Source organism: Aeribacillus sp. FSL K6-1121, assembly GCF_038003725.1.
GTDB lineage: Bacteria > Bacillota > Bacilli > Bacillales > Aeribacillaceae > Aeribacillus > Aeribacillus composti.
The window spans coordinates 1,843,566-1,865,554 of the sequence record NZ_JBBOPS010000001.1 but is presented as its reverse complement, the minus strand read 5'-3'; the positions used below and the strand labels follow the sequence as shown (position 1 = coordinate 1,865,554).

The following is a 21,989-nucleotide window of genomic DNA, read 5'->3' as shown; positions in this document are numbered from 1 at the left end:
AAAAGTTCAAAATGAATGAAAATGCCTGAAAAAACGGTCAAAATGGGGGTAAGAAAATGAAAGAAGCTGTGATTGTTGATGCTGTCCGAACCCCGATCGGCAGGTTCAACGGGGCATTAAGAGAGGTCCGCCCGGACGATTTGGCAGCTCACGTCGTAAGAGAGCTGCTCAAGCGAAATCCGATTGATCCTTCCGATGTGGAGGATGTAATTTTTGGCTGCGCTAATCAAGCCGGAGAAGATAATCGCAATGTGGCAAGAATGGCCGTGCTTCTTGCGGGTTTGCCTGAAACGGTTCCAGGCGTGACCGTCAACCGTTTATGCGGATCGGGTCTGGAAGCAATTAATCAAGCAGCGCTGGCGATTCAAGGCGGATTGGGAGACGTCTATATTGCAGGCGGAACCGAAAGCATGACAAGAGCTCCATATGTCATGATGAAGCCGCAGCTTTCTGGAATGAGGGACACGCCAACATTTTATGATACAACTCTCGGCTGGCGGCTTGTCAATGATAAATTAGCGGAAATGTATCCGCCGATCAGTCTTGGCGAGACGGCTGAAAATGTAGCTGCGCGCTATCAAATTTCGAGGCAGGAGCAAGATGAATTTGCGTTGGAAAGCCATAAAAAAGCCGGAAAAGCGATACAAGAAGGGCGTTTTCAAGATGAAATTGTTCCGGTGACAATAACAGGGAAAAAAGGGGAAGAAACGATAGTAGATGCAGATGAGCATCCGAGGCCTGATACGACTTTGGAAAAGCTGAATAAATTAAAGCCTGCTTTTGTTCAAGACGGAACAGTGACCGCTGGAAATTCCTCTGGAATCAATGACGGCGCTTCCGCACTTTTAATCATGGAGAGATCGATAGCAGAAAGACTTGGCTTTAAGCCGCTGGCACGGATTGTCGGCTCCGCTGTCGCTGGGGTGAATCCATCTTATATGGGGATTGGCCCGATTCCAGCAACGAAAAAAGTGCTGCAAAGAACTGGTTTATCTATCAGCCAACTGGATTTAATCGAGATTAATGAAGCATTCGCATCCCAATCCATTGCCTGCATTAAGGAGCTGGGATTTGATATGGAAAAGGTGAATGTCAACGGTGGAGCAATTGCTTTAGGTCATCCTCTCGGCTGCAGCGGGGCGAGAATTGTTACCACTCTCGTTCATGAAATGAAAAGAAGAGACGTTAGATATGGACTCGCGACGATGTGCATAGGCGTCGGGCAAGGAATCGCCACGATTGTCGAAAAAATATAGAAAGTCCTGCGGTAATATGTCAAGGTGAAAAATCATAGAAATTGGAAATTCCCTTGTCCGATGATCCGAAAAAAGGCAATACTGAAGAAACCCAGTATTGGTACATGTAATAAACTGGGTCTAAAGGTTGATATTGGTATACCAGATCGATCCTCTTATCGATCTTCCCCCTTTCTTGGCGTGTAGATTTGACCGTTGCGTAGCAGCGCATCGATCACACGCACGAGTTTTCTAGCGGTGAGGACGAGGGCTCGTTTATGTTGGTGTTTGGGCACTTCCTCATACTTCTTCCGGTAGTACGCACGAAACGTCGCATCATGCCGTTGCACCGAGTTGGCAGCCTCCACTAGGTAGTAACGGAGATAGCGATTGCCGGAACGAATGAGGGAGGTGTCCTCGGCTTGAAAACGGCCCGATTGGTGCTTGGACCATGTCAAGCCGGCATATTTTGCCAAGGCGGCCTGGTTGTGAAACCGCTCGATTTGCCCGATTTCGGCCAGGATGCCTGCGGTATAAACCGGTCCGATGCCTGGGATGGTTTGCAGTGTGTTCGGAATGCCTTCAAGATGGCGGGTAATGGCTTTATCGAGCTCTTTGAGCTGCGATTGCAGGCTGCGGATTGATTGAATCGACAGCCCTAACAGCAAGTCGATGGAATCCTCGACACACTTGGACAACCGATACGACGAACGGGCCGCCTTTTGAATCGACTTGGCGATGCATTCCGGATCGGCAAAGCGATTGCGCCCTTTTTGGCGCAGGAAGTCGGCCAACTGCTTGACATCCATTTGGCAGATGTCATCGAGGCTCCACGACTCAAGCAGCAGTTCGAGAATGGCATGTCCGAAGATCGAACTGTCCACCTCTTGGGTAAAGGAACTGCATTTGTAAAACAAGTGCTGGAGAAAATACTGTTTCTCACGGGTTAACTGGTGGACGAGATGATATCGCATGCGTGTCAGTCGCTGAAGCGCGAGAAACTGCTCCTTGAGGACAGCCGTCATCTTCAGACGGCCGAAGCGAAGCCGATCCGCAATGATCCAAGCATCGATGTCATCCGTTTTCTCCAAGTCGACATAGGCTTCTTTAAACTTGCGAATGAGCTTTGGATTGATCGTAAACACCTTGACGTTCCAAGCCTGCAAGGCCTCCTGCTGGTGGAAAAACATAGCTGGATGCCAACTGTAGACCGAGGTGGCTTCCATCCCGATCAGAATTTCGGTTGGCTTTCGCTTGTTAGCCCACAGGAGGATTTGATCCCGAAGGAAGGTGGCGCCCAGAAGATGATTATCCACTTTGAAGCGTGCGCACGTATTTCCTTCATGATCCATAATGCAGGTGGCTAAGTCGCGTGAGCTCACGTCGATCCCGACGTAGAGTTTCATGAGATCACCTCCTATTGTTGTAGGATCGAGGGGTAGGACTCTTCGGGATGCCCCCGGATCGCGCCTGTTGACCAGTCACCCTCGCATATGAGAACTCACGTTGGACCATGGGCTGCCCTGGAAGCTGCTCCTTCCAGCATGGGGAAAACCAACGGGAACAGCCTGCGGGTTAGACGTCCAAACAGGGGCCGAGGAGACAGACTTTACAAGTAGTCAAAGCTACAGGAGTGAGAAGAGTATCCCCGATGATCCTAAGACCATTATCCAGGAACATTGCGAAAAGTCCAACCCCGGTACGCTCAACCCTTTGTGGGAGGGGCGCGCCCCTCCCACAAAGGCAACCACCCAAGATATGCGATTGTCAAGGAGCGTATCGGACTGGAAATTCGATAAAAAAACTTTCTGAAACTTAGTATACGAGGAATGAAAAATATGAAAAAACACTATCAGCTTTTTATTAATGGACAATATGTAGACAGCTCAAACGGAGAAGTATTCGAAACGCATAATCCTGCAACCGGCGAAGTCATAGCAACGGTAGCCAAAGCAACAAAGAAGGATGTTGACAAAGCGGTGGAGGCAGCCCGTGCTGCATTTGAGTCGGGCAAATGGCCGAGAATGACGGCAGCGAAAAGAGCTCGCCTGTTAAACCGTATAGCGGAAATGATGAGAGAGCGATTTGAAGAATTGGTTCGCGTTGAAGTATTAAACAGCGGAAAGACCGTTGCTGCTGCCAAGGGTCAAATTATGCAGGCGATTGAAGATTTTGAATTTTATGCCGCTGCATGCTTAACTCTCCAAGGTGATGTCAATCAAGTTCCAAACGGCTTTTTTAACTATACTCTTAAAGAGCCAGTCGGGGTATGCGGTCAAATTATTCCTTGGAATTATCCGCTCATGATGGCCGCTTGGAAAGTGGCGCCTGCATTGGCTGCCGGCTGCACTGTTGTCTTGAAGCCTGCTAGCTACACTCCAATTACAGCCTATATGCTTGCGGAAATATGCCATGAAGCAGGTGTTCCGGCAGGAGTCCTGAACGTTATTACAGGCAGCGGGTCTGAAATCGGACCATATATGACGGAGCATCCTGGAATCGACAAAGTTGCGTTTACAGGCGAAACGGAAACCGGAAAGGACATTATGAAGCGCGCTTCTGAAACGTTAAAACGGGTAACTTTGGAATTAGGAGGAAAATCGCCGAACATCGTCTTTGACGATTGTGATCTGGAAGGAGCCGTAAACGGTTCGCTTTATGGAATTTTTTACAACACAGGACAATCTTGTGAAGCAAGATCCCGCTTGTTTGTTCATGAAAACATTTATGATGAATTTATGGAAAAATTTCTCGAAAAAGCTTCCCGTATACGAGTAGGAAATCCGTTTGATGAAGGCGTGCATATGGGGGCCGTCATTTCCAAAAGTCATCAGCAAACAATTGATCATTACGTGAAATTAGCGGTGGAAGAGGGCGGAAAAATTTTATACGGCGGCAAAATACCGGAAGGCGGAGAGTATGAAAAAGGGTATTGGTATTTGCCGACGGTTATCGGGGATGTCACAAATGATATGAGAGTTGCACAAGAGGAAATTTTTGGGCCTGTCGTAGTTGTTATGAAATTCAGCGACGAGCAAGATGTGATCCGACAAGCAAATGATTCCATTTTTGGATTAGGTTCGGCTATATGGACGAACGATCATGGAAAGGCACACCGTGTTGCGGCACAAATAAAGACAGGAATTGTTATGGTGAATTCGCCAATTTCTGCATTTCCTGGAACACCTTTTGGAGGCTATAAGCAATCGGGATTTGGCCGGGAGCTGGCATTGGAAACATTGAATTTGTACACGGAAACGAAAAGCGTCGTTTCTTATATCGGCAGCAAACCATTAAATCTCTTTGGACTCTAATTATATGTATAAAAAAAGATCGTTTAAAAAAAATATAATTTCTATTGAATTATTAGAATATTTAGTATATTATGTTTATGAAACGATAAAATATTAAACGTATAAATAAAGGAGGAATTGCAATGTCAGATACAGTAGCAATAGAAAAGAAAAATTTAACGGTGGTCAAAAACAGCGGAGTGGCGGAAATCCATCTTCACATCAATAAAACGAATGCCTATGGGCTGGAGTTTTACCAAGAATTCAACGCAGCGATCGATGAGCTTCGCTTCGATCCAAACATAAAAGTGGTCGTGCTGATGAGCGATGTGCCGAAATTTTTCTCGGCAGGAGCGGATATCAATTTCTTAAAAGCAGCGGATCCGCGCTATAAAACACAGTTTTGCCTGTTCTGTAATGAAACGCTGGATAAAATCGCCCGTTCGCCGCAAGTATATATCGCCTGTTTGGAAGGGCATACAGTCGGCGGAGGATTGGAAATGGCGCTAGGCTGCGATCTGCGTTTTATGGGAGATGAAGCAGGAAAAATCGGCTTGCCGGAAGTATCGCTTGGGGTGCTGGCTGGAACGGGAGGAACGCAGCGGCTCGCGCGGTTGATCGGGTATTCGAGAGCGCTGGATATGAACATAACTGGGGAAACACTGACACCGCAGGAAGCGCTGGACATTGGTCTCGTCAACAAAGTGTTCCCGCAGGCGGAAACGAGAGAGCGGACGCTCGAGTATGCGAGAAAGATAGCTGAAAGCGCAAGCTATGCGGTTTCCAACATCAAGCTGTCGATCATGAACGGAAAGGAAATGCCATTGAACGTAGCCATCCGCTACGAAGGAGAGCTGCAAAACTTGTTGTTCCGCTCCGAGGATGCAAAAGAAGGATTAAGTGCATTTTTAGAAAAGAGAAAACCAAATTGGAAAGGGATATAAAAAAGAAGGACGAAGCATATCGGCCATAAACGGCCGGTATTTTTTCATCCAGAAAATAATGCGGAAATTTAAAGACAAGTCATATGCCTTCCTCAAGGAGGAGGCAGTTTTTTTTCTGATCGGCAGAGTCGATTTAAACAGCTTCAGACTTATAAAAAAATAGATTAAAAGGCTCCCTATCTTGAAGAAAAAACTTGTAAAAATGGAATTCCATCCAGCATAATAAAAATAAAAGCAAAATTCAGGAAAAAGACGGGTGTAAGAAAATGAAGCCAAGATCATTAATGTTTACACTATTCGGTGAGTACATTCAGCATTACAGCACAGAAGTTTGGATTGGCAGCTTAATTCAAATGATGTCCCATTTCGGCATTTCTGAATCTTCGATACGGGGAGCCACGTTAAGAATGGTTCAGCAAGGCTTTTTTAAAGTTCGCAAAATTGGCAATAAAAGCTATTATTCTCTTACAAATAAAGGGAAGAGAACGATGATGGACGGGTTTGCCCGCGTTTATTCAATGAGAAATTACAAATGGGATGGGAATTGGAGAATTTTGACCTATTCGGTCCCGGAAGAAAAAAGGGAGCTTCGCAATCAAATTCGAAAAGAGCTGAGCCTCATGGGATTCGGCTTGATTTCTCACGGTACGTGGGCAAGTCCAAACCCTATTGAAGATCGGGTGATGGAGTTTATAAAAGATTACCATCTCGAGCCGTATGTGATTTTATTTACTTCCAGTTCAGTAGTATCCCATGATAATCATGAGTTGATTCATAGAGGATGGAATTTTGACGAAATTGCCAAAGAGTATGAATCATTCATTGATCAATATCGGCAAAAGTATGATGATTTTAAGGAACGCATTTGGAATAATGAATTATCAGATCAAGAATGTTTTATTGAGAGAACGAAGCTTGTTCATGAATATCGCAGCTTTTTCTTTATCGACCCGGGGTTTCCGAACGACCTGCTGCCTGCTGACTGGAGCGGCTTAAAAGCTAGAGAGCTGTTTTTCAATGTACATCAGCTTTTGTCTGTACCTGCTATTCGATATTTTGAAACTTTATTTGAAAAAGCTCCCGATTGTGAATTGGAAGCGAATCGGGACAGAGCGATCAACCCTTTTATGGACATTGTTTAAAATAAAAGCAAGTAGGTGCATAATGGTGGTCAATATTGAACAAATCGGGAAAAATATATATCGCATTCCGGTTCCAATCCCTTTTCCGATGAAATACATCTATTGTTATATGGTGCGCGATGCAGACGGATGGAGCCTTGTTGATGCAGGATTTCATAATACCGAAGCGATTGAAGCTTGGAAGCAAGTATTGAAACAAATGAATGTTCGTTATGAACAGATTCATTCGATTTATTTCACTCATTTTCATCCTGATCACTTCGGGTTGGCAGGGTGGATGCAGGAAAGAACAGGGGCAAAAGCTTATATAAGCAAAGAAGATTTTGCCATGGCGCAGCGTGTTTGGGGAAAAAACAGCAGCCAGGCGGAGCAAATTGGTGAAATGTGCAGAAAAAACGGTACACCGGAAGATCTTGCGGATGAAATTGAAGAAAGTATGAGAAGTTTGGCAAAGCATGTAACGTTTCCGGAATTGACGATTCTAGAGGATGACGAGGTCATTCTAGGCGAAAGAAAATGGGAAGTTATACCGACACCTGGTCACAGCGATGGACACATTTGCTTTTATCAAAGAGAAGAAAGACTGCTGCTTGCAGCCGATCATATTTTGGATAAAATTACTCCGAACATTAGCATATGGCCCGGTTCAAGCAAAAATCCGCTTGGAAACTACATATCTTCGCTTGAAAAAATACAGCAATTGAAGGTAGACCTGGCGCTTCCTGCCCATGGGGCATTGATCGAACGAGTTGACGACAGAATATCAGAAATCATCCAGCATCATCAAAAGCGCTTGGATCAAATATTTCGACTTGCGAAGGATGGCCGTACCGCCTATGACATTGCCCAAGATTTATTCCAGCACAAAAGCTTGAATTCGCATCAATGGCGGTTTGCGATCGCAGAAACTTTGTCGCACTTGGAGTATTTAGTTTTCACAGGGCAAATTAAAAAAGAGAATCGTAACGATATTGTCTTTTATAAACAAAATAAATAATGGATAAGTGCATAGCAAAAAGCTATGCGCTTTTTTTGCGGTCGTAAAAACGGCAAGAACGAAAGAAAGGAGAAAAACCTTTTATTTTTTAAATTAACAAAAAAATTTGATTTTTCTATTTTTTCTTGACAAAAGAGGCGGTTGTAAAATAATATTATGTTAAACAGACGAAATAAATAAAAACGTAATATAAAAGAGGTGAAAAAATGGATCAGGCAGCCCTTTTAAAAGAAAAAATTCAAAACGGTTTTATTGTTGAAGGCGTCGGTGACATGAATGAGGAATATTTAAAGGCATTAAAACAGACGTTGATTATTGTCGGAGATACAGAATTGTTAAGTGTGCCGCCGCTCCTTACTGTTTATGATCAAGCGCCCACTTTAAATAACAAAATTACAGCACTCGCCATTATGCAGGATGAAATCGGTCATGCACATATTGCTTTCAGGCTACTGAAAGATTTGGGCGAAGATACAGACGAATTATTGTACAATCGAGCCCCAAATAAATGGAAAAACCCTTATGCCTTTGACTTTGAACTGTCAAATTGGATTGAGCTTGGAGTGTTTAATGCGTTCTTTGACCGCGCCGGCTACACACTGCTTGGGGATGCGTTTGAGCATACATCTTACGGGCCATGGAAACGCGCATTAGTGAAAGTTGATAAAGAAGAATTGTTCCATCTTAGAAATGGTGAAATCATTATGAGAACAGCCATGAATGATCCGAAATTGCAAGAGGAAGTTCAAAAAGCGGTTGATTGGATGTTTTTAATGGCGCTTGAATTTTTTGGTGTAGAAGACCGTTTAAAATCCAGATCCGCACAGCTTGAATACCGCTTAAAAGGAAGAACAAACGATGAGCTCCGTCAAAAATGGCTGTCGACAGCAGTTCCATTCTGTGAATCAATTGGAGTAAAAGTTCCAGCTCATTATGATGAAGAACAAGGAAAATATGTGCTCGATGTCCCATTCCCTTGTAAATTTGATCCAGTCAATAAAAAATGGCTGTTCGACCAGCCGGACACATGGGAAAACGTCATTAAACGATTTAAACAAAGAGGGCCGCAAAATGAAAGGTTTGTAGGAAGAATTCAAAAAGGGGCAAAAGAATTAGAACAGCTGAGAAAAGAGGTGGTATGATGCAAAAACAAGCTGTGGATACGAAAAAATATTGGGAGGCGCTGAAAGAGGTGATGGATCCTGAATTCCCAATAAGCGTTGTCGATATGGGGCTCATTTACGACATTCAAATGAATGACGGGGAAGTGCATGTGACGATGACATACACAGCCGTTTCCTGCGCCTGCATGGAATGGATTGAAAGCGATATAAAAAATCGGCTTCTTGCAGAAGAGGAAGTAAAGGAAGTACACATAAATGTCGTATGGGATCCTCCATGGACGGTCGACCGTCTTAGCCCAGAGGGAAGGGAAAAATTAAAGTATTGGGGTGTAAGTGCAAAATGATCGCAGAAAAAATAACCTATGATATTTTTGCCCGCATTAATCGGGGAGACAACTTAATGCATATAGGCACGGTAGAAGCAGAAAACAGCGAGCTGGCAAAAGTGTATGCAACGTTTACGTACGACGAAGAGGATTGGACCGAAATGGTTGTCGTGGAACGAAACAAGCTGAATTGGGTGAAAAAACCTGATTGGCTATTTTCAGAGAAAGGAGCTGAAGCATTGTGAGCGTAATGGAACAAGGAACGCATTCTTTGATTGAATTGCTGGAGACAATAGCGGATAACAAATATGTGCTTGGCGACCGTTTAGTGGAAGTTGGTGTAAGCGGTCCGAATTTGGAAGCGACCTTGTCTGCTATAGCTATGGCTCAAGGAGAACTGGGGCATGCAAGACTTTTGTACAATTGGTGTTTTGATTTAAAAGGGGTAAAAGGCAAGAAGCCTGACATTCAAGCACAAACAGGAAAAGCTTTTCAAACAGCTGTAAACGTTCAAAACTGGATTTCTCTCATTGCTTCGCTATATGCAATCAATGCCGCAATCGATATCGTCTTTCAAACGGTGTTAAAAACAAGTCATTCCAAGGTTGCTTCACGGATTCAAAAGCTTGTCCGCGAACAACACGATCATATCATCTATGCAGAAAATTGGGCAAAACAACTTCTTCTTGATCAAGGAGCTGTCCCCTACAGATTTCAAGAAGCATTAAGGGAGGCGGCAGAGGAAGCAAAGGCTTGGCTTGCAAAAGTTGAAAAAAGTGAAGAATTGAAAAAGGAAGGTTATTTCCCGGAAACTCCTTCGTTCACGGAAAAATTTGAAAAACGGCTGCAGCAATTAAATGCGGAACAGCTTGTTCAAGCAAAGTGAGTGATGCTCATGTCAGAATCAGGCGTTCTTTTAGAAATTCAAAACAAAGTGGCTATCATTCAATTAAATAACTCAAAACGTGCCAACGCATTAAGCAAATTTTTAGTAAAAGATCTTTCTTATGCGATAAACACGATAAAAGATCATTCGAATGTAAGCGCAGTTATTTTTACGGGAGGTGAAAGCAAAGCGTTTTGTGCAGGGGCGGATTTAAAAGAAAGGCAGTCCATGAGCGAACGAGAAGTGGAAGAATATGTCACATTGCTCAGGAAAACATTTGCAAATATCTCATCTTTGCCAATGCCGACGATTGCGGCTGTAAAAGGATTGGCTCTTGGAGGGGGATGTGAACTTGCTCTTGCCTGTGACATTCGTGTCATGGAAAAAGGGGCGCTCATCGGGTTGACGGAAGTTTCTTGGGGAATAATCCCGGGAGCCGGCGGCACTCAACGGCTGGCGCAATTAGTAGGAATCGGCAGGGCCAAGCAGCTTATTTTTACAGCTGAAAAAATAAATGGCGAAAAAGCTTATGAAATAGGACTTGTCGAATATATTTGTGAAGCTGGCGAGGCAGAATTGAAAGCGCTTAACATAGCAGAAAAGATTTCAGAAAATTCAATTCATTCTGTCCGTTTAGCGAAGCAGGCTGTCGACAGTTTTGCTCGAGAACTAATGGAAAAGGGTCTGATAGCGGAATGGGATTGTTATCAAAAAACGATTTATCATCCGGATCGTTTAGAAGGATTGGCGGCTTTTCAAGAAAAACGCAAACCTGATTTTTCAAATAATAAATGAACAATGGAAGGAGAATAATGATGACAGTTGAAACAACTGCTAACAAAAATTTAACGGTGGTCAAAAACAGCGGAGTGGCGGAAATCCATCTTCACATCAATAAAACGAATGCCTATGGGCTGGAGTTTTACCAAGAATTCAACGCAGCGATCGATGAGCTTCGCTTCGATCCAAACATAAAAGTGGTCGTGCTGATGAGCGATGTGCCGAAATTTTTCTCGGCAGGAGCGGATATCAACTTCTTAAAAGCAGCGGATCCGCGCTATAAAACACAGTTTTGCCTGTTCTGTAATGAAACGCTGGATAAAATCGCCCGTTCGCCGCAAGTATATATCGCCTGTTTGGAAGGGCATACAGTCGGCGGAGGATTGGAAATGGCGCTAGGCTGCGATCTGCGATTCATGGGAGATGAAGCAGGAAAAATCGGCTTGCCGGAAGTATCGCTTGGGGTGCTGGCTGGAACGGGAGGAACGCAGCGGCTCGCGCGGTTGATCGGGTATTCGAGAGCGCTGGATATGAACATAACTGGGGAAACGCTGACACCGCAGGAAGCGCTGGACATTGGTCTCGTCAACAAAGTGTTCCCGCAGGCGGAAACGAGAGAGCGGACGCTCGAGTATGCGAGAAAGATAGCTGAAAGCGCAAGCTATGCGGTTTCAAACATCAAGCTGTCGATCATGAACGGAAAGGAAATGCCATTGAACGTGGCCATCCGCTACGAAGGAGAGCTGCAAAACTTGTTGTTCCGCTCAGAGGATGCAAAAGAAGGATTAAGCGCATTTTTAGAAAAGAGAAAACCAAATTGGAAAGGGATATAAACGTTAGCTTTTCATATATATTGTGAAGCCTCCTGAATATATATCTTCTTCAGGCGGCTTCAATGCCGCTTCATCTATTCAAAAAATTGATATATAGGATGGTGAAAAAATGGATCTCCGCGGATTAGGTTTGCTTTACAATGCGGCAGTGCGGTTCATTGATGAAAGTGTAGAGAAAGGTTTGGGCGATAAAATAGCCATTTGTTATCGCGATGAGCGCATACACTATAATGAATTGCAGGAGAAAGTCAATCAGACAGGCAACATGCTCCGTGAGCTCGGTTATAAATTGGAAGACCGCCTTTTAATGGTTTGCCACGATACACCCGAATTTATTTATTCATTTTTTGGCGCCATAAAAATTGGTGCTGTCCCCATTCCGGTCAACACCATGATGAAGCCATCCGATTATGAATATTTTTTAAACAACAGCCGGGCAAAGGGCTTAATCATCCATGAAGATATTTGGGAAAAGATTGAAGTTTACAAAGAACGGTTTTGCTTTTTGAAGGATATCATTATCATTCCGGACAGTGAAAGCGAACAATCAGGCACACATTTAAATTTCCTCCAACTGATGAATAGGGCAAGCAAAAAGCTTGATGCAGCCATGACGAACAAGGATGATCAAGCCTTTTGGCTGTTCAGCTCCGGAAGCACCGGTAATCCAAAGGGCGTCATCCATTTGCAGCATGATATGGAATATGCTTTCAGCACATATGCGAAAAAAATATTGCATATAAGTGAAGAAGACCGATGCTTGTCCGCATCTAAACTGTTTTTCGCCTATGGCCTTGGCGGAGGAATGTACTTTCCTTTAGGAGCAGGAGCTTCAACTGTATTAGTGAAAGAACGCGCAACTCCGGAAGCAATGTTTCAGGCGATTGAAACGTACAAACCGACCATTTTCTTTGGGGTTCCGACTTTATATGGAGCGATGATTGATTATGTGTCGCGAACGGGAAAACAATTCGATTTGAGCTCGCTCAGAGTTTGTGTATCAGCTGGAGAAGCGCTTCCGAAAGCATTTTACCGCAAATGGAAAGAAATGTACAATGTCGATATTTTAGACGGAATTGGTTCAACAGAGGCTCTCCACATATTTTTATCCAATCGGATTGGAGATGTAAAGGCAGGAAGCTCTGGAAAAGTCGTTCCTGGTTATGAAGCAAAAATTGTCGACGAAATGGGCAGGGAATTGCCTCCAAATGAAATGGGAGATTTGTTGATTCGCGGAGACAGCATCGCACATGGATATTGGAACCTTCATGAGCAAAACAAGAAAAAATTTGTCGGAGAATGGCTTCATACAGGTGACAAATATTATAAAGACGAAGAAGGATATTTTTGGTATTGCGGGCGCTCCGACGATATGCTGAAGGTTGGCGGGATTTGGGTATCGCCTGTAGAAGTCGAAAATTGCCTTCTTCAACATGAAAATGTACTGGAAGCTGCAGTTGTTAGCGTGCAAAATGAAAATAATCTTGTAATTCCAAAAGCATATGTTGTTTTAAAAGATAGAACACCCTCCAAAGAAATGGAAGATGAATTAAAAAACTTCGTGAAGCAGCAGCTGGCCCACTACAAATACCCGCGAATTATAGAATTTATTGACGAACTTCCGAAAACAGCAACAGGAAAAATTCAGCGTTTTAAACTTCGGGAATTATTAAAATCGAATTCAGCTCAATAGTTTAAGACATAGCATTGAAAGGAGTACGTACATTTGAAAAGAAACGAATTTCAGCTCAGGGTGAACTTTGGAGATACGGATGCAGCCGGCATTGTATACTATCCGAATTATTTTAAATGGTTTGATATTGCAGGGCATCAATTTTTTAGAAGTATCGGCCTTGCTCCGGCTAAACTCATCAAAGAATACAGCATCATTCTTCCGCTGCTTGATGTCCGCTGTACGTTTGAGCAGCCGTTATATTATGACGACATTATCACTATTAAAACAGAAGTAGTGGAAGTGAACCGGAAAACAATAAAACTGAAGCATGAAGTATATCGTGAAGATACAAGAACCGGGCACGGATATGAGCTCAGGGGGTGGGTGAAAGAAGAAAACGGAAAAAAATTTGCAGTGCCCATACCTGAAGAGGTGAAAAAATTGCTTCAAGAAGACGGGTTTGGTGAACAGGCTCAGATCAATCCATGGCTCAGCGCATAAATGAACATTGAAAAAATGTAATGGAGGTGAGTAGCGTGGATCTTAACGTATCCATTCATGATGTGTTTGAAAAAGCATATAAGCGCTATCCTGATAAAGAATTCATTTACGATGGCTATAAACGTTTAACTTACAAAGATATCAAACAAATGTCCGATTCCATCGCCTCCGCTTTCCACCAGCTCGGTATAGGGAAAGGAGACCGCATCATTGCATGCCTGCCGAACTGGCATGAGTTTCTTGCCATATATTTTGCAATTGCAAAAATAGGCGCCATATTAGTTCCATGCAATACGCGATATCGTGTTGAAGAATTGTCTTATATAGTGGCCAATTCTGGTGCAAAAGCAATTTTTGTGGTAGAAGAGCATGGCCATTTCCATACGGTAAAATCTTTAATGGAAAGTAATGAAAGCGCTTTAGAAATGGTGTTTACGGTGCGGTTTCAAGAAGATGGTCACCATTCCTTTGAAGATTTGCTGAAAATAGGACAGTCGAAGCTGCCGCCGGAAGTGTCCATCGATCCGAAAGAAGATGTGTTTTCCATTTTATATACTTCAGGAACAACAGGACTTCCGAAAGGTGCCATGCTCACGCATTTAAATTTTGTCCATAATGCCGCATGTACAGTGGAGGCGCTTCAATGCGACGAAAATGACGTATTTTTAGTGGTCGTTCCTGTCTTTCACGTGTTTGGCATGGTTCCAAGCATACTGGCAGCTGTGACTGCCTGTGCCAAAATGGTGTTTATGGAGCAATTTAAAGCGGAAGCTGTATTAAAAATGATTGAACAAGAAAAGATTACGATACACCATGGAGTTCCGACAATGTTTATATTGGAATTAAATCACCCTCAATTCAAATCCTATGACTTATCTTCGTTAAGAACAGGTATTATTGCGGCAGCACCATGCCCTGTCGAAGTCGTGAAAAAAATTAGAAATGAAATGGGATGCAATATAACTATTTCCTATGGTCAAACGGAAACATCTCCAGTTGTGACAATTACAAGCTTTACAGACAGTGACATCATTCGTTCAGAAACGGTCGGCAGAACGATTCCAGGAGTTGAAATTAAAGTTGTTGATGTGAATCGTCAAACTGTACCGACTGGAGAAATTGGCGAACTTGCTGTGCGCGGGTTAAATGTCATGAAAGGCTACTTTAACATGCCTGAAAAAACGAAAGAAGCCATTGATCAAGATGGCTGGCTTTATACAGGTGACTTAGTGACGCTTGATGAACAAGGTTATGTCCGCATCGTTGGACGGAAGAAGGAAATGATCATCCGCGGCGGCTACAACATTTATCCTCGAGAAATTGAAGAAATTCTTTATAAGCATCCGAATGTAGTAGAAGTAGCCATTATCGGGCTGCCTGACACTGTTTTAGGAGAGATTTCATGTGCGGCGGTAAAATTAAAAGACGGAGCTTTGGAAACGGAAGAATCGATGAAAAATTATTTAAAAGGAAAAATTGCTGACTACAAAATACCGGATAAAGTTGTTTTTGTCGATGAGCTGCCGATGACGCCGAGCGGAAAAATTAAAAAAGTAGAACTTCAGCAAAAATTAAAAGAAGATTTGCAAACAGAATTGCGATAATTTCATGCAAGGAAGATCAAACGGTAGACATATGTTTGATCTTCCTTCATCATAAAGTTAATCAACCTTCTGGAAAATTTGACATCCGATTGATGACCTACGGCTTCTTCATAACATTTTTTAAAAGAGTAGGAGTGAAACTGTTGAGACAAAAAGCGTCAAGATCGGAATTAATTGAAGTGGCTCAAGGACGGAGGCCCGCAGATTTAATTATCAAAAATGGTACGGTGATCAACGTCTATTCAGGAGAATTGTTGAAGCAAAATGTCGCTGTTTATCAAGACTCCATTGCATATGTCGGCGAACGGGATGTCCTTTCCGATGAACATACAAAAATTATTGATGCAGAAGGGATGTATGTTTCACCAGGTTTTATTGAACCGCATGCACATCCGTGGGTCATCTACAATCCTGTTAGTATGACTAGGAAAGTTCTTCCCCTTGGAACAACGACAACGGTAAATGACAATTTGTTTTTTTATTTGCATATGGGAGCTGCTGGATTTAAAAAAATGGTCAAAGACTTGAAAGACCTTCCGGGCAATTTTCTTTGGCTTGTCCGGCTTGTCTCGCAAGCGGATTTCAAAGGAGAAAGGGAATGGTTTAATCAAAAGGATGTGCAAGAGCTTTTAGAATTAGAAGAAGTTGTCGGAACAGCGGAGGTCACAAGATGGCCGCTTTTATATCAGGCTGATTCCTTTTTGCTTGATACAATTGAAGTGGCAAAACAGAAAGGGAAAGTCGTGGACGGTCATACAGCAGGCTGTTCATATGAAAAATTGATTTCCATTGCTGCGAGCGGAGTCAGCGCTTGTCATGAAGCAATAACGGCAAAAGAGGCGCTGGACAGGCTGCGGTTGGGAATGTGGACGACTTTACGCAACAGCTCGCTTCGCCCTGATTTCCCTGAAGTTATAAAAATGATTACAGAAGGGAAAGTCAGTACACATCGAATTACGATGACAACCGACGGTCCGCACCCTGGGTTTATCGAAAAAGAAGGCTTTGTCGATGGATTGATCAGAAGAGCTGTAGAATTAGGAGTGCCGGTCATAAACGCGTTGCAAATGGCTACGATCAATGCAGCCGTTTATTTGCGCTTAGATGATTATATCGGCGGGATTGCTCCAGGAAAATTGGCAGACATTTTACTTCTTCCAGATTTGAAATATTTTCGGCCGGATGTCGTCATTTCAAGAGGTGAAGTCGTAGCCGAGCAAGGAAATTTGCTTGTGTCAACACCGAAACTAAATTGGAATCAATATGTTGTCCGGGAGCCATTTGCGTTTTCGAAGCAACTTTTGGACGATTTAAACTTGTACCGTTACCCATATTCAAGTACTGAACAAACTGTTCCGGTCGCTTATTTTAAAAGCAATGTCATTACGCAGCGAAAAGATGTTAAGCTTCCAGAAGCAGGGGGATTCGCAGATATTTCCGGTGAAGAAGGCTTATTGTATGCGTCGTTAATTGACCGGAACGGAAAGTGGGTGTCGAAAGCGATATTAGAACGATTTGCCGTTCATCTAGATGGGATGGCGTCAACTTACAATACTACAACAGAATTGCTTGTGATCGGAAGAAATCCAAAAGCGATGGCCCAGGCGGCTAAAAGAGTGCATGAACTAGGAGGAGGAATCGTCATTGTTGATGGCGAGGACATTGTGGTTGAAATACCTCTTCCATTTACCGGCATGATGACGGACGATTCATCATTTGATCAAGCTGTTCGATATCATGATGAGCTGTTAGCAGCCGTGCAGCAAAGAGGATTCCCATTCCATGACATTTTATATACGCTATTGTTTTTAACTTGTGATTTCTTGCCCGGTCTTCGTCTTATTCCATTTGGTTTGTATGATGTTAAGAAAAATGAAATGCTGCTTAAAGCGGAACCAATAAAAGATCAAATCGCGAAGTAAAACTAGAAAAAGAGAGCTGAGCCGTTTCCTTCAGGGGGCAGTCCAAAAAGTCAGGGTTAACTGACTTTTTGGAGCCCCTTTTTTAGGAACTTATCGGACAGGCCATTTTTCCAATCTATCCTTCAGAAGTCTTATGAAGGACTTTTCTTATGCTCACTTTCTGAATTCGGATCTTCAAAAGTTTTTCAGCATATACAATTGCTTCTTGTTGGACCTCATTGCCTCTATGAAGGCCATTTACAAATTTTATTCGATTATTTTTGTCCTTCACAGCAGTATTTCTCCAAAATCCTTCATTTTAGGAACTCAACGGAGAGCCCCTTCTTACAATTAGTCAAGAGTTTTTCGTAACTATTTGTTTCAGTGGATTTATTTAGGAGGCAGTGGTACCCCTTCCTCCTAAATAAATTTACGCATGCCTAATAGATCTAACGATTTTTGTTTTTTTCACTAGATCAAATATGTTATATTTTTCCTGAACAATTGCGAAGTTGCTGATGCGATTTCGTAATTGTACGTTAAAATGTGTGTATTAAGATGGAAGAGACACTTCAATAACTTATTCACACAAGCGATGGACGCAACTTTATGACATTTGTTATAAGGTTGCGTTTTTAATTTGTCGTAATATTCTACAAAATGATTGTTTCCAATGCGTCGTTGGCGTTAACGATTCCCTTTTCTTATCCACGATCTCATGGATTCAACATATTAAACCTGATTCTTATAAGGTCCGTGAAGTAGGCCAGTTATTTCAATGCGAACCTATCGTTCTTTAGGCTGTCACGACCTTTTCTCCACTTCTACTAAAAAAATAGCAGCGCAGACATTGGTCGTGGTCTGTGCTACTAATCTTAATATGTTTTTTTCGGGTTTCACATTGTTGAAGCCTCATTTGAGAGCAACAAGGATAAATACATGCTGAATCTCCTACTATTTGTTTTTTTATATAGTAAACTCCTTTTCTGGTGCACTTTAATCAATCGGGAAGCAGGCTGGATGGACGAAAATGAACAAGACACATTCTGGGAATGCCGGTGCAGTTTGGAAAAGATGTACTTATCGTTTGTTCCAACATTTGAAAATCGGCAGGAAGAATCGTTTAAAAAATAGCAGATGCGGAAAACTCAGTTCATCATTATCTTACGGTGCGTTTCAAAAGCAAAAATTTCCTGGGGAAAGCTTGAAAACTATAATCCAATTTTTCGGTTGATGGCGGTGCTTCTCATCGTCTGTCCATTGGTTGGCGAACAAATAAAAGTTTTGAACATCTGCCAGTTACAAACAGACAGAAAATAGTTTAGAAGAGATGTACTCACTGTTTTAAATAACACAATCATATAAATCAAACTTTGAAAAAGGACAACAGTCTTTCACAGCGTAAAAAGCTGTGCTTTTTTGACGCAAAAAAATTTTTCCAGAAAGTATTGTCATTTTTTTCATAATAAAGTATGATTTATCTGTATTAAGAATTATAATACAGTTAATACAGATGTGGGGGCTGCGGGAAAATGCTTGATATAGATTTTCGAAGCCGAAAACCGATCTATGAACAGCTTGTCGATCAAATAAAAGAGATGATTGTAAGCGGAGTGCTGAAAGGGGGAGAACAACTTCCCTCCGTCAGAGTGCTTGCGCAGCAATTGACGGTGAATCCAAATACAATTCAAAAAGCTTACCGTGAGCTGGAGAGGATCGGATATATTTACTCGATTCAGGGAAAAGGAAATTTTGTTTCGGAGAAGATTGAGGCATCTAATCAGGAAGAGCTGAAAATGGTTAAAGAAAATTTGCAAAAATTAGCACAACAAGCATTATTTTTAGGGATGCAATCTGATGAGCTCCTGCAGATCATGGAGGAAATTATCAAAGATCATCAAGGGGGAAAAAGAGATGATTGAAGTCAAAAAGGTATATAAAACATTTCAAAATGCGACTGTGTTATCTAACATCGATTTACAAATTGAAAAAGGATCCATCTTCGGGCTTCTAGGTTCAAACGGCGCTGGAAAAACGACGCTGTTGAAGCTGATCGCAGGTTTGTATAAACAAGATAGGGGAGACATTTTAATTGATAAAAAACCTGTATTTGAAAATGAAGACATTAAGCAAAGATTCATATTCCTTACAGATATTCCTTATTTTTTCCCTCATTATACGATCAAACAGATGGCGAATTTTTATGAAAACATATATCCATCCTTCAGCAGAGAACGATTTCAAACATTGCAGGATGTATTTGATCTAGATCTTAAGCAAAAAATTTATCGCCTGTCAAAAGGAGTTCAGCGTCAAGTGGCATTTTGGCTCGCTTTTTCCGCAATGCCTGAACTGCTCATTTTAGACGAGCCGTTTGACGGTTTAGATCCGGTCATGAGGAAAAAAATGAAAAATATAATCATCCAAGATGTGGCAGCGAGAGAAATGACTGTGATCGTCTCTTCCCACAACTTGCAGGAAGTAGAGGATATAAGCGACCATATCGGCATTTTGCATAAAGGTGAACTGCTAATAAAACGGAATTTGGATGACCTAAAGTCGAATATACACAAAGTGCAAATTGCCTTTCAAGGAAGCGTTCCTTCGGAAATGCTGCAGCAGCTTCAAATTGTCTATCAGGAACAAAGAGGCAGCGTGCATTTATTCATTGTAAAAGGAAATGCTGATGAATTTTCCAGCTATATAAAAAGCTTTAAGCCTCTTTTATTCGATTTGCTCCCGCTTACATTGGAGGAAATTTTTATTTATGAAATGGGGGAAAAAGGATATGCAATCGAAAACATCCTTATTTAAAAAAGAGCTGTTAATTCAAAATTTCCGTTCTGTCGGGTGGGTAGGACTAGCGTTTTTGATCGGTCTAATTCTATCAGTACCGATGGAAATTGCGGTGTTGTTTTCCGGGAGAGAGAATTATAATGAAGAGAACATATATGAAAGTTTGTTTTCCATTGCACAAGAACTTCAATTATTCATGTTAATCGTGATACCTGTGCTTATGTCCATTTTTTTGTTTCGGTTCCTGCATGTAAAGCAATCCAGCGATTTTCTTCATAGTCTTCCGATTAATCGGAAAATGCTTTTTTGGCATCATTGGCTGACGGGTGTTGTGTTTTTAATCGTACCTGTCATGATTACTTCTCTAATATTGGCCGTTTTTATACAGGTGTTTGATTTGTCGAGCTATTTTCGTGATTTGAACCTTGTTAGATGGTTTTGTACTTATTTAGCATATACGCTATTATTGTTTTCTATCGGCACCTTCTCTGCCATGCTGACAGGAATTAGCACGATTCAAGCCATATTGACATTGATTATTTTATTGTTTCCTTTCGGGGTTTATCAACTTATAGTGTACAATTTGCAATACATTTTGTTTGGATTTCCGAGCGGCTATTATTTGAATAATAATCTTTGGATCGAATTTTTTTCACCGCTTACGAGGCTGATTTCCCTCGAATTCCAGCCTTTCTCTTGGTGGGAAATCGCCGTTTATTTATTGCTAGCAGCCTTGTTTTGCTGTATTTCCTTGCTTCTGTATACACGGCGGCCAGTCGAATATGTGTCACAAGCTGTTATTTACTGGAAGCTTAAACCGGTTTTTAAATATGGCGCCACTTTTTGTACGATGCTTCTCGGCGGAATGTATTTTGGCATTATTGACTATAGAGGAAGCTTATTATGGATTTGTACTGGATATGTAGTAGGTGCACTTATCGGTTACTTTATAGCTGAAATGATCTTGCAGCAGACGTGGCGAATCAAGCCTAAATTAAAAGGATTGTTTATTTATTTTATTGCAGTGATACTCGTATTCATTTTGACCGGTTCTGGTGCGGGAGGATATGAGAAAAAGGTTCCGAGAGTTGCAGAAATACAGTCGGTATTTTTCAGCAACTTTTGGTACTTCGATGACAAGATGACTAATAGATTCATTTACAAGGAACCAAAAATAATCGAAGCAATTCAAAAGCTGCATACAGAAATCGTTGCCGAAAATAGATCCAAAGATGTTTCCGAACCTGAACCGTTGTTTATCGTCTATTATTTAAAAAATGGAAGCAAATCGATCCGCCAATATGAAGTTGATCGGAAATCGTTCGAACGATATTTGAAGGAGATTTATGAATCGAAGGAATATAAAAAAGCAACCTATGAAGTTCTAGACGTAAACGATCAAGATGTTGAACAAATAGTATTTCATTCTAACTATCCAAACTACTATGTTGAAAAAGTGGATATTGCCAATAATTCTGATCAACTAGCAAAAGCATTAAAAGCATTAAAAAATGACATCACGAATCTTACATATGAAGATATGACCGATGAAAGAAAAGACTGGGGAGAAATTGAAATCATTCTAAAAAATAATAAGCAATTATTCATTCCATGGAAAAAAAGCTTTAAAGAGTTCGATGAGTGGATGAAGAATAACGGAACGGTTAAAAACGCAAGAGTGACAGCTGATGATGTCCAATATGTACTCATAACGGAGAATAACATCAATCACGATTTGGATTATAAAAATATGCTGAAAGAAATTGAACAAGATCCGCAAACGGTCAAAATTGTAGATAAACAGTTGATTGAGCAATGCTTGCAAGATGAAACAGAATCGACTTCAGGAAAAAATATTATGTTCATTGTTTATAAAAATGGAAATTATGAGGTTGGCAGCTTTGCTCATCCAGAAATAGCTGAATCGATCAAGAAACAGGCAAAAAAATAAA

The 21,989-nt window shown here is 41.7% G+C and carries 19 protein-coding genes and 1 pseudogene; 18 read left to right on the top strand and 2 right to left on the bottom strand.

The features are described 5' to 3' along the window. Window positions 1–56 precede the first annotated feature (56 nt). Window positions 57–1,256: a thiolase family protein gene (locus tag NSQ61_RS09105; RefSeq protein WP_063389429.1), complete on the top strand. Its 1,200-nt coding sequence runs from the start codon at window positions 57–59 to the stop codon at window positions 1,254–1,256. A 155-nt stretch (window positions 1,257–1,411) separates the two neighbouring features. On the opposite strand, the gene NSQ61_RS09100 is transcribed toward NSQ61_RS09105, so the two are convergent. After that, the gene (locus NSQ61_RS09100) at window positions 1,412–2,641 is read right to left on the bottom strand and encodes an IS110 family transposase (RefSeq protein WP_027725928.1); all 1,230 of its coding nucleotides are present in this window, start codon (window positions 2,639–2,641) and stop codon (window positions 1,412–1,414) included. 432 nt (window positions 2,642–3,073) lie between these two features. On the opposite strand from NSQ61_RS09100, the gene NSQ61_RS09095 reads away from it, so the two are divergent. The 14 genes from NSQ61_RS09095 to NSQ61_RS09030 all read left to right on the top strand — a co-directional run bounded on the left by NSQ61_RS09095 (window position 3,074) and on the right by NSQ61_RS09030 (window position 17,262). Beyond that, on the top strand, window positions 3,074–4,549 hold the full coding sequence (locus tag NSQ61_RS09095) for an aldehyde dehydrogenase family protein (protein WP_445206620.1): 1,476 nt from the start codon (window positions 3,074–3,076) through the stop codon (window positions 4,547–4,549). Between the two features lie 122 nt (window positions 4,550–4,671). Next, on the top strand, window positions 4,672–5,472 hold the full coding sequence (locus tag NSQ61_RS09090; protein WP_339199470.1) for an enoyl-CoA hydratase/isomerase family protein: 801 nt from the start codon (window positions 4,672–4,674) through the stop codon (window positions 5,470–5,472). A gap of 266 nt (window positions 5,473–5,738) precedes the next feature. Continuing rightward, window positions 5,739–6,614 (top strand): PaaX family transcriptional regulator, encoded by an 876-nt coding sequence (locus NSQ61_RS09085; RefSeq protein ID WP_066251023.1) that lies wholly within the window; start codon window positions 5,739–5,741, stop codon window positions 6,612–6,614. Window positions 6,615–6,636: 22 nt separating this feature from the next. Next, window positions 6,637–7,611, top strand: coding sequence for an MBL fold metallo-hydrolase (locus NSQ61_RS09080; RefSeq protein WP_340806801.1), 975 nt, complete (start codon window positions 6,637–6,639; stop codon window positions 7,609–7,611). 206 nt (window positions 7,612–7,817) lie between these two features. Then, the gene (locus NSQ61_RS09075) at window positions 7,818–8,753 is read left to right on the top strand and encodes a Phenylacetic acid catabolic protein (protein WP_066251026.1); all 936 of its coding nucleotides are present in this window, start codon (window positions 7,818–7,820) and stop codon (window positions 8,751–8,753) included. After that, window positions 8,753–9,079 carry a metal-sulfur cluster assembly factor gene (locus NSQ61_RS09070; protein ID WP_066251029.1) on the top strand — a complete coding sequence of 109 codons (327 nt, stop codon included), beginning with the start codon at window positions 8,753–8,755 and terminating at the stop codon, window positions 9,077–9,079. Before NSQ61_RS09075 ends, NSQ61_RS09070 begins: the two co-directional genes overlap by 1 nt. Further along, complete coding sequence (locus NSQ61_RS09065; protein WP_063388948.1) at window positions 9,076–9,306, top strand: hypothetical protein; 231 nt, start codon at window positions 9,076–9,078, stop codon at window positions 9,304–9,306. Before NSQ61_RS09070 ends, NSQ61_RS09065 begins: the two co-directional genes overlap by 4 nt. Continuing rightward, entirely contained in the window at window positions 9,303–9,947 is a 645-nt protein-coding gene (locus NSQ61_RS09060) for a Phenylacetic acid catabolic protein (protein ID WP_395994395.1), read from the top strand. The genes NSQ61_RS09065 and NSQ61_RS09060 overlap by 4 nt, the downstream gene beginning before the upstream one ends. Window positions 9,948–9,956: 9 nt before the next feature. Further along, on the top strand, window positions 9,957–10,742 hold the full coding sequence (locus NSQ61_RS09055) for an enoyl-CoA hydratase-related protein (RefSeq protein ID WP_340806798.1): 786 nt from the start codon (window positions 9,957–9,959) through the stop codon (window positions 10,740–10,742). Window positions 10,743–10,759: 17 nt separating this feature from the next. Further along, entirely contained in the window at window positions 10,760–11,560 is an 801-nt protein-coding gene (locus NSQ61_RS09050; protein WP_144598246.1) for an enoyl-CoA hydratase/isomerase family protein, read from the top strand. 109 nt (window positions 11,561–11,669) lie between these two features. After that, the gene (locus NSQ61_RS09045; protein ID WP_094245477.1) at window positions 11,670–13,253 is read left to right on the top strand and encodes a benzoate-CoA ligase family protein; all 1,584 of its coding nucleotides are present in this window, start codon (window positions 11,670–11,672) and stop codon (window positions 13,251–13,253) included. A gap of 33 nt (window positions 13,254–13,286) precedes the next feature. Beyond that, window positions 13,287–13,736 (top strand): acyl-CoA thioesterase, encoded by a 450-nt coding sequence (locus NSQ61_RS09040; protein ID WP_144598245.1) that lies wholly within the window; start codon window positions 13,287–13,289, stop codon window positions 13,734–13,736. 35 nt (window positions 13,737–13,771) lie between these two features. Next, a complete protein-coding gene (locus NSQ61_RS09035; protein ID WP_240326789.1) occupies window positions 13,772–15,340 on the top strand; it encodes a long-chain-fatty-acid--CoA ligase in 1,569 nt (522 codons plus the stop codon). A gap of 143 nt (window positions 15,341–15,483) precedes the next feature. Then, on the top strand, window positions 15,484–17,262 hold the full coding sequence (locus NSQ61_RS09030) for an adenine deaminase C-terminal domain-containing protein (protein ID WP_340806795.1): 1,779 nt from the start codon (window positions 15,484–15,486) through the stop codon (window positions 17,260–17,262). A gap of 450 nt (window positions 17,263–17,712) precedes the next feature. Here NSQ61_RS09030 and NSQ61_RS09025 read toward each other — a convergent pair. Further along, window positions 17,713–17,928: pseudogene (locus NSQ61_RS09025) on the bottom strand (hypothetical protein); the annotation flags it as partial. Between the two features lie 845 nt (window positions 17,929–18,773). Between NSQ61_RS09025 and NSQ61_RS09020 the strand changes: the two are divergent. The 3 genes from NSQ61_RS09020 to NSQ61_RS09010 are packed head-to-tail and all read left to right on the top strand — an operon-like array spanning window position 18,774 to window position 21,988. Further along, entirely contained in the window at window positions 18,774–19,163 is a 390-nt protein-coding gene (locus NSQ61_RS09020) for a GntR family transcriptional regulator (protein ID WP_063389422.1), read from the top strand. Then, complete coding sequence (locus tag NSQ61_RS09015; RefSeq protein ID WP_063389421.1) at window positions 19,156–20,055, top strand: ABC transporter ATP-binding protein; 900 nt, start codon at window positions 19,156–19,158, stop codon at window positions 20,053–20,055. The genes NSQ61_RS09020 and NSQ61_RS09015 overlap by 8 nt, the downstream gene beginning before the upstream one ends. Continuing rightward, the gene (locus NSQ61_RS09010; RefSeq protein WP_144598243.1) at window positions 20,030–21,988 is read left to right on the top strand and encodes a DUF6449 domain-containing protein; all 1,959 of its coding nucleotides are present in this window, start codon (window positions 20,030–20,032) and stop codon (window positions 21,986–21,988) included. The genes NSQ61_RS09015 and NSQ61_RS09010 overlap by 26 nt, the downstream gene beginning before the upstream one ends. Window position 21,989: the final 1 nt, after the last annotated feature.